The sequence below is a fragment of the Streptomyces sp. NPDC059668 genome, from assembly GCF_042734135.1.
Lineage (GTDB): Bacteria > Actinomycetota > Actinomycetes > Streptomycetales > Streptomycetaceae > Streptomyces.
On record NZ_JBHWEL010000102.1, the window covers coordinates 21,481 to 30,303 of the forward strand.

The window sequence follows — 8,823 nt, forward strand, 5'->3', positions numbered from 1 at the left end:
CCCCGCCGCCCCCCCCCCCCCCCGGGGCCGGGGGCCGCCCCGGCGCGGGCGCCCCCCAACGCCCTCGGCGGCCCCCCGGGGGGGCGCCCCCCACGTCAGCGCTGGTTCCGACTCGGTCGGACGGCGGCGGTCAGCTGGTCGTGACGGCGGTGTCGTCGACGACGAAGCTGGTCTGGAGCGAGGAGTCCTCCACACCGCTGAACTTCAGGGTGACGGTGGAGCCGGCGAACGAGGACAGGTCGAAGGTCTTCTGGGCGTACCCGGTGGCCTTGTTGAGGTTCGAGTAGGAGGCCAGGGTGGTCGATCCGGCGGTGACCGTCAGCTTGTCGTACGCGGTGCTGGTGGTGGTCTCCGCGGTGTCGATGTGCAGGTAGAAGGTGAGGGAGGCCTTGCAGCCCGCGGGAATGGTCACCGACTGGGAGAGGGTGTCGGTGTGGGTGGAGCCGTAGCCGTCGAGCCAGGCCTTGTAGGAGCCGCCGTGCGCCGCCTCACCGCTGTCGGTGGTGATGACGCCGCTGGACGCGGTCCACGAGGCGCTGCCCGACTCGAAGCCCGGGTTGCCGAGCAGCTGCGCCGGGGTGCAGTTGCCGCCACCCGAGGTGCTCACGGTCCAGGTGAAGGACGCGGTACCGGTCGCACCGGTGCTGTCCGTGACGGTGACCGTGGTGCTGTAGGTGCCGGCCGTGGTCGGCGTCCCGGTGATCGCGCCGGTGGAGCTGTTGATCGACAGGCCGGTGGGCAGGCCGCTCGCGGCGTAGCTCAGCGAGCCGCTGTTGGTGCTGCTGGCGGAGACCTGAAGGCTCACCGCGGTACCGACGGTGGAGGACTGGCTGCCCGGGTTGGTGACGGTCACACCGCTCGACGGCGGGGTGACGTGACCGCCGACGGCGATGCCCGCGAAGGCGTTCGCCACCCCCGCGTACTGGGTGGAGTTGGCGCCGTACAGCGCGGTGGCGGCGTTCAGCGCGGCGGTACGGGCCGCGGCGTAGTTGGTGCTGGACGTCATGTACGTCGTCAGCGCCTTGTACCAGATCTGCAGGGCGGCGGCCCGGCCGATGCCCGCGACGGCGACACCGTCGGACGTGGTGCTGTTGTAGGTGACCCCGTTGATCACCTTGGTGCCGCTGCCCTCCGAGAGCAGGTAGAACATGTGGTTCGCCGGACCCGAGGAGTAGTGGACGTCCAGGTTGCCGACGCCCGAGTACCAACTGTCCGCGGAGCCGCCGTCCTTGCTCGGCTTGTCCATGTAGCGCAGCGGCGTGCCGTCGCCGTTGATGTCGATCTTCTCGCCGATGAGGTAGTCACCGGGGTCGGAGGCGTTCGCCGCGTAGAACTCCACGCCGGTTCCGAAGATGTCGGAGGTGGCCTCGTTCAGACCGCCGGACTCACCGGTGTAGTTGAGGCCCGCGGTGTTGGAGGTGACACCGTGGCTCATCTCGTGGCCGGCCACGTCCAGCGAGGTCAGCGGGTCCGCGTTGCCGGTGCCGTCGCCGTACGTCATGCAGAAGCAGCTGTCATCCCAGAACGCGTTGACGTACGCGTTGCCGTAGTGGACGCGGGAGTAGGCGCCCACCCCGTTGTTCTTGATGCCGCTGCGGTTGAACGTGTTCTTGTAGAAGTCCCAGGTCTCCTGGGCCCCGTAGTGCGCGTCGGCGCCGGCCGTCGCCGCGTTGGAGGTGGTGCCGTTGCCCCAGGTGTCGCTGGTCTGCGAGAACAGCGTGCCGGTGCCGGACGTCCCCCGGTTGAGGTTGTACGTCTTGTGGCCGCCGCGGGCGCCGTCGGTCAGCGTGTAGTTGGAGCCCGACTGCGTCGTCGTCAGGGACACCTGGCCGCTGTACTGCGTGTTGCCCACGCCGGTCTCGATGCCCTGGTAGCGGTACAGCTCGTTACCGGTGGTGGCGTCGGTGATGACGTGCAGTTGGCTTGGGGTGCCGTCGTCCTGGAAGCCGCCGATCACGGTCTCCCAGGCAAGCTTCGGGGTGCCGCTGCCGGCCCAGATCACCTTGCGGGCGCTGTCGGCCGTGGCCTTCTCGGCGACCAGGGACCTGGCGGCCTTCAGGGCCTTGCCGGTGGCCGCGGACTTGCTGAAGGTCGCGGTGGTCGAGGCGACCTTGATGGTCCGCTTGTTGTTGAACGTGCTGCTCACCGTGCCGGCGGCGAGCGAGGCCGGCGGGGTGTGCACGACCACGTCGCCGCCCAGCACCGGCAGACCGGCGTAGGTGCGCTCGTAGCGGGTGTGCAGCGTGCCGTCCTGGTCCTTGACGACGTCCCTGACGACCAGCTTCTCCTTCGCCCCGAGGCCAAGGGTGCCGGCTGTCGCCGTGGTCTTCTGCGCCGCGCTCTTCAGCAGGGCCGCGTGCTGGGCCGGGGAGAGCTTGGCCTCCAGCCCGCCGCTGCGCAACGGACTGGGGTGGGGGGCGGCGGGCTTGGCGACCGCCGGAACCGTCTGTATACCGACGGCCAGCAACGCGGCGGTGGCCGCGAGTGCTCCGGCTGCGGCCGCCTGACGGGGAATTCGTCTCACTCGTACTCCTACTGCTGCGGTCGCGGGGACGACCGGTGACAGCCCGGGCAGACGGGATGTGCTGCCCGGGACGAGCTGAGCAGTGCGGTGCGGGGCCCCTGCGCAGGCCGTGGGGGCCTGTCCGGCAGGTGGAGGAAGGATGGCAGCTTGACGCAGCCATGTCATGCATCATCGGGGCATTCGAGGGTTAACCCTCGGCGGGGGCCCTCCCGGCCCGGATGGCGGCGCGGCCCGGACGGCGTCCCGGCCCGGATGGCGGTGCGGCCCCGACGGGCGGAGGATGGACGCGAGGGGCGGCGCACGGCCGGACCGGCCGGTACCGCCACGAGGGAGGTCGTCACGGTAGGCCTGCCCGAGGAGCGAGAGGTTCGCGCTCCGGGTGCGTCCGAATCCGTCCACCTCACCGGCCGCGACCCGGCCGCGGGAGCCCGTGAACCGGGCCCGCGCCGGTCCGAGTCCGCGAAACCGATCGCGGGAGCCAGGAGCCCGGAGCCGCCGGATCCACCGCGACGGACCTGTCGTCCACGACGGACGCCCGCCCGTGGGGATCAGGGCGCCGAGAGCCGATCGGGCCCGGCGACACCTTCGTTCACCAGTCCACCCCTTCCACCCCGTCCACCCGTCTGCGCTTCCACGCGCCCCCGTCCCCGTACCCCCGTCCGTTCCTCCGCCGTTCCCCCCATCCGCCCCTACGCCGGGGCGAGATGGCGGGACCGGGCGACCGACGGGCCGTGGCGCCCGGCTTCGCCGGAGGCATGACGACGGAATATGCGAACGCGGAACGGGGTAACTCCGAAGAGCACGGCGATGCACCGGGCCGTGCCGGCCGGGAGAGATCCCCTTTCCCGGCAGTACCCCTGAGGCACGCGCCTGTTCCTCCAGGGCTGGGGCAGATGACTCCGCGGAGCCCGAACCGGGCGGCGTGGAAGCCGGTCGTACGAGTCCAAGGAGGCGCAATGACCCGCCAGATCCGTATTCGTACCACCCGCCGCACCACCTCCGGGCGCGAGGTCAAGATGGAGATCGACCGGCGCACCCCTTCGGGGCGGATCCTCCCCTACTGATGCCGACTCCCCCTGCCGAGGGGCCTGTTCGAGTGCGGGACGCGGAGTGCGGCGGCGCGGGTCAGCTCGCGGTGCGGCGGATGCGTCCCGCGTAGCGTTCCTCCAGTACCAAGTTGCCCTCGAAACCCCCGGGCACGTTGGCCGACACATAGACCGGCGGCCTGACTCCGGCGGCGAGCAGGAGGGCGGCGGTCTCCGCGACGGCCATCTGGACGAGCATCACCCCGGTCAGTGTGGACAGCGCGCAGACGGCGCCGCCGCCCGGGAGTTCGAGCAGCGCGTCGCCCCGCGGCGCGGCGTTGTCCAGGACGACGTCGGCGATGTCGGCCAGCTTCCGGCCGCTCGGGTGCGAGGCGGGGACCGCCCGCGTGTGCGCCAGCGAGGTGACGGCCAGGACGCGGTGCCCCCGCTCCTTCGCGTGCAGGGCCATCTCGACGACCACGTTGTTGACGCCCGAGTTGGAGACGATGACGAAGAGGTCCTCGGGCCGCGGCTCCACGAGAGCGTAGATCCGGGCGGCGACACCGGACTCACGCTCCAGGAGCGGGTCGGCGAGGACGCTCGGCCGTTCCCCGCCGTACAGCACCAGGTCGGCGATGCTCAGCCGGTTGGTCGGCACCAACCCCCCTGCGCGGCCCGCGATTTCGAGGACGAGAGCCTGGGAGTGCCCGGTGCCGAACGCCTGGACGACGCCGTTCGCGCGTACGCAGTCCGCGATCAGCTCCGCGGCACGCCGCACGTCGTCACGGGCGGACGCGGTGATGCCGTCGAGGACGGCACGGCTCTCGCGCACGAAGCTGTCGGCGCTGACGGACCCTGCGGACACGTGGCACTCCCCACCGGTGGATCGAACCACCACTTGCGACGACTTCCTCTGAATGACTGAACCCTACCCCTTCTCCGGTCCTGCGATTCAAGTTGTCGGCCGGACGATGGCTGATACATTCACGGCCCGAGGCCTCCCGTGGGTGCCGGGAGGTACGCAGCGCAGAGGAGATCGGGTAGAGCATGGAACGGACCGGCGCCGGCAGCGGGCTGCCCCCGACGGATGTCACCGCACTGATCCGCACCGAACTGCCGCGGCTGACCGGCTCCTTGCGGAAGGTCGGCGAACTGATCCTCGACGACCCGGCCGCCGTCACCCACTGCTCGGCCGCCGAACTGGGCCGCCGTACCGGCACCTCGCAGGCGACCGTCACCCGGTTCTGCCGGGCCGTCGGTCTCGACTCCTACCAGCACCTGCTGATCGCACTGGCCCAGGAGCGCGGCCGCGGTGAGGTCTCGGACTGGGGCACCGCCGAGATCGGCCCCGACATCTCCCCCGACGACGACCTCGAACGGGTCGTCACCGTGGTCGGCAGCGCGGACCTGCGCGCGGTCCAGCAGACCATCGACCGCATCGACCTCGACGCGCTGGAGCGCGCGGCCCAGGCCGTGGCGCGCGCCCGCCGCATCGACGTGTACGGGGTCGGCGGCAGCGGCGCGGTGGCCCTGGAGACCGAGGTCCGCCTCTTCCGCATCGGCTGCGCGGTGCGCGGCTGGAACGAGGTGCACGCCGCGGCCACCTCCGCGGCCCTGCTCACCCCGGCCGACGTCGCCATCGGCATCTCCCACTCCGGGTCGACCCGCGAGACCATCGAACCCTTCGAACTCGCCAGGGAGCGCGGCGCCACCACCGTGGCGATCACCGCCGACCCGCGCTCGCCGCTCGCCCGCGCCGCGGACGTCCGGCTGATCTCCGCCTCGTCCGAGACCAGCTTCCGCACCGGGAGCATCGGTGCCCGTCACTCCGTCCTGGTCCTCATCGACTGTCTGTACGTACGGGTCGCGCAACTGTCGTACACGCGGGCCAGCGCCTCGCTGACGCTGACCGGCCACATCGCCGGACAGCACGCGGTGACGTCCCGTCGCACCCGCTGAACTCACCAGCCTCGCGGCACCCTGCTGCTGCCCGTGCCGCTGCTTCTGAGCCTCTGCCGGGTCGCGCGTGGTCCGTCGGACAGGCGGTCAGGCGGTCCCGCCGGCGTGCTGCGGGGCACCGTGACCGAGACGGGCCAGGGCCACGGCTCCCCGGCAGCCGTCCGCCACCCGGTCGACCGTCAGTCCCAGGTCCGCCAGCCGTCCGGTCAGCGGTGCGGCCAGGGGGCCGTCCGGGCCGAGCAACCCGCCCGTGACGACGATCCGTTCACCCGGCCGGGGGCCCAACGCGCGGACCGCCGCCGTCAGATGGTCCACCGCCTCGCGCAGGATCGCCTCCGCGACCGGGTCCTTGTCGCGGGCCGCCTCGGCCACCAGGGGCGCGAGCCGGGCGAGCATGATCGGCGGCTGGGCCATGACGGTGGGCAGCAGCCTCATGCGGTACGCCTCGCGCCGCGCCCCGGACCACCGTGCGGCGGCGGCCTCGACCCGCGCGGCCCTCTCAGGTCCCCCGGTCGCCTCAGGCCCCTCGATCGCCCCAGCTCCCCCGGTCTCCTCAGGTCCCCCGGTCCGCCCGGCTCCCCTGGCTCCTTCGGCCCCGTCGGCCCCCTTCAGGACATCGGCCGGCAGTCCCAGCGCCAGGCCGACCGCCCGGGCCAGCGTCGTGGGGCCGCCGCGCCCGTCCGCCATGCGCAGGGCCGCCCGTACCGCGCTCCGCCCGATCCAGAACCCGCTGCCCTCGTCACCGAGCAGCCAGCCGTCGCCGTCCGCCGTGGCCGTGCAGCGACGCCCGGTGATGCGGACCGCGGCCGCTCCGGTGCCGGCGACCAGGGCCAGCCCGTCGGCGGGGGTTCCGGGCGCCGAGGCGAAGGCCGCCTCGATGTCACTGCTCACACCGACCGTCCGCGGCGCGATACCGAGCCTGCGCAGCGCCTCGGCCAGGGCGGCGAGCGCGTTCAGCCGCCCCGGCTCCCTGTCCGCGAACTCCCCGGCACCCGCGGCGCCCACGGAGCCCGCGAATCCGCCGACCACGGCCACGACGCAGCCGCGGACCCGCTCCGGCACCGACCGGCCGATGGCCTCGACGAGATGATCGGTGAGCTGCGACAGCGGAACCGTCAGGGCGTTGCCCGCTCCCGCCGCGGCCTCGCCCACGATGCGTCCGGTCTCGGCGGACGCCGCCACGGCGCGGGTGCGGGTGCCTCCCGCGTCCAGACCGACCACGAGATCCTGGTTCAATTCATTACTCATCCCGCACCATGGTGGTTGATGCATTCACCCGGGACAAGCCTCTCGGGTGTCCCGACCGGCCCCACGAGTGCCTCCACCCTCCGTGCGGAGGGACCGGAACGCGGTGGACGCGGCTCTGCGGCGCGCCCTCGCTCCAGCGGACGGGCGTTCCCCCACGATGGAGGCGCCGTTCCCGTGTCGTGTCGAGCGACGCAGGCAAATCCGGAGGGGTTGAAAGTATGATCAGCCAATGTCTGACATGACCGAGACCACGCCCGGCTGGCTGACCCCCGACGAGCTCGAGATGGCGCGGGCCCGTATGCCGATCCTGTACGTCGAGGCCGTTCCGGTGCGCGTCGACGACAACGGCGAAGTCACCAGCATCGGGCTGCTGCTGCGCATAGGGCCGGACGGAACCGTCAGCCGTACCCTCGTCTCCGGACGCGTGCTCCACCACGAGCGGGTCCGCGACGCCCTGCTGCGTCATCTGGAGAAGGATCTCGGGCCGGTGGCACTGCCCCGCATCCCCACCTCCCTGCAGCCCTTCACCGTCGCCGAGTACTTCCCGACCCAGGGGATCACGCCCTTCCACGACCCACGCCAGCACGCGGTCTCGCTGGCCTACATCGTTCCGGTCACCGGCGACTGCCGGCCCCGTCAGGACGCCCTCGACCTGGTCTGGTTCAGCCCGGAGGAGGCGTCGACGTCCGTCGTCCTCAACGAGATGCCGGGCGGTCACGGCGCTCTCCTCAAGCAGGCGTTGGCCCACGTGGGCCGGCTGTCCTGACCTCACCGGGATCGCCCCGGCCGGACCCGCTCCCATGAGGGCCTCGCGCCGGGGGAAAACAGCACGACTCGGCTGGTGCGCGAGCAACGGCCCCCGCGCTACCGGGCGGTGGACGCGCGTGCGTACCCCAGGCATGCACGGGAGGCGCGGCATGCACGGGGAGGGGCGGCGTGCGCGAGAGGTGCGCCCGCCCGGCCCGGCGCCGGTGTTCCCCGGCCGGGGCGGTCCGGCCAGGGCGGAGCCACGGCCCTCCCACCCGGCGGTGGTCCCGCTACCGGGACCTCCGCACGAAGAACTCGTTGCCGTCCGGGTCGAGCATCAGCACCCGGCCGTCGTCGCCCTCACCGATGCCGGTACGTGTCGCGCCGAGCGAGACCAGGCGGTCGGCCTCCGCCTCCCAGTCGGCGTCGGCGGGGAGTTCCAGCTCGAAGCAGATCCTGTTCGTGCCCGTCTTCGGCGCCACCGGAGGGCCGCCCCAGGTGAACTTCGTGCCGCCGTGCGGTGATTGGATCGCGGTCTCCTGGTCCTGGTCCCAGACCAGCGGCCACCGCAGCACCTCGCTCCAGAAGTAACCGACTTCCTGCGTACCGTCGCAGGCCAGCGCTCCGATGAAGCCGGTGTCGGCGAGGAACTTGTTGCCGGCCTCGATCACGCAGAACTCGTTGCCGTCCGGATCGGCGAGCACCACGTGCTCCTCTTCCGGGAGTTGGCCCACGTCCAGGTGGGTCCCGCCGAGCTCCAGCGCCCTGGCCACCGTCCGCCGCTGCTCCTCCGCGGACTGGCTCGTCAGGTCGAAGTGCGCCCGGTTCCGCCCGGTCCTCGGCTCCTCGCCCGGCAGGAAACGGATGCGGAACCCGGCGGCGTCAGGGGGCAGGAGGGCGACGTCGCCGTCCGGGCCGTCGGCCGGTTCCCAGTCCAGGACCCCCGACCAGAACCGCGCCAGGCCGGACGGCCGGGTCGCGTGGAAGCAGATCGCGAACAGTCGACTGGTCATGTCCCGTGCGTCTCCGATCCGCTGACGGCCGATACGGCGCCTCGCGCTCCCCGTGAGCCCAGCCTAGGGGTGGCCGTGCGGCACCCGCATCCGGGTTTCCGTCCGGGGAACGGGGAGTCCGGTCCCCGACACGGCGCGGGCCGTGCGGGACGGCACCGGCGACGCCGGGGCCGCCCGCGGCTCCCGGTGCCGCCGAAGTGGCCGCGGTGGTGCACCACCGCGGCCTTACCCCCCCACCCGCCGGCCGTCCCCCGGCGTGGGGTGGGGCCCGCCCGCCCTGCGGGTCCCCGCCGGGGCCCGCCCGCCG

Annotated in this window: 6 protein-coding genes; 2 read left to right on the top strand and 4 right to left on the bottom strand. The window is 72.6% G+C overall.

From position 1 onward, the window contains the following. Window positions 1–130: 130 nt before the first annotated feature. Entirely contained in the window at window positions 131–2,524 is a 2,394-nt protein-coding gene (locus ACFV2J_RS39290) for a M4 family metallopeptidase (protein ID WP_385443255.1), read from the bottom strand. Between the two features lie 1,125 nt (window positions 2,525–3,649). Further along, complete coding sequence (locus ACFV2J_RS39295; RefSeq protein ID WP_385092853.1) at window positions 3,650–4,414, bottom strand: sugar isomerase domain-containing protein; 765 nt, start codon at window positions 4,412–4,414, stop codon at window positions 3,650–3,652. A 209-nt stretch (window positions 4,415–4,623) separates the two neighbouring features. On the opposite strand from ACFV2J_RS39295, the gene ACFV2J_RS39300 reads away from it, so the two are divergent. Further along, on the top strand, window positions 4,624–5,508 hold the full coding sequence (locus tag ACFV2J_RS39300) for a MurR/RpiR family transcriptional regulator (protein WP_385092863.1): 885 nt from the start codon (window positions 4,624–4,626) through the stop codon (window positions 5,506–5,508). Window positions 5,509–5,595: 87 nt separating this feature from the next. On the opposite strand, the gene ACFV2J_RS39305 is transcribed toward ACFV2J_RS39300, so the two are convergent. Continuing rightward, window positions 5,596–6,756: an N-acetylglucosamine kinase gene (locus ACFV2J_RS39305; RefSeq protein WP_385092856.1), complete on the bottom strand. Its 1,161-nt coding sequence runs from the start codon at window positions 6,754–6,756 to the stop codon at window positions 5,596–5,598. Between the two features lie 229 nt (window positions 6,757–6,985). On the opposite strand from ACFV2J_RS39305, the gene ACFV2J_RS39310 reads away from it, so the two are divergent. After that, a complete protein-coding gene (locus tag ACFV2J_RS39310) occupies window positions 6,986–7,522 on the top strand; it encodes an NUDIX hydrolase family protein (RefSeq protein WP_323138435.1) in 537 nt (178 codons plus the stop codon). Window positions 7,523–7,793: 271 nt separating this feature from the next. On the opposite strand, the gene ACFV2J_RS39315 is transcribed toward ACFV2J_RS39310, so the two are convergent. Then, complete coding sequence (locus ACFV2J_RS39315; RefSeq protein WP_385092859.1) at window positions 7,794–8,516, bottom strand: VOC family protein; 723 nt, start codon at window positions 8,514–8,516, stop codon at window positions 7,794–7,796. Window positions 8,517–8,823 lie beyond the last annotated feature (307 nt).

Excerpts from the sequence above, each read along its gene's own strand:
- ACFV2J_RS39305 (WP_385092856.1), bottom strand. The coding sequence starts at position 6,756 with ATGAGTAATGAATTGAACCAGGATCTCGTGGTCGGTCTGGACGCGGGA.
- ACFV2J_RS39310 (WP_323138435.1), top strand. The coding sequence starts at position 6,986 with ATGTCTGACATGACCGAGACCACGCCCGGCTGGCTGACCCCCGACGAG.
- ACFV2J_RS39315 (WP_385092859.1), bottom strand. The coding sequence starts at position 8,516 with ATGACCAGTCGACTGTTCGCGATCTGCTTCCACGCGACCCGGCCGTCC.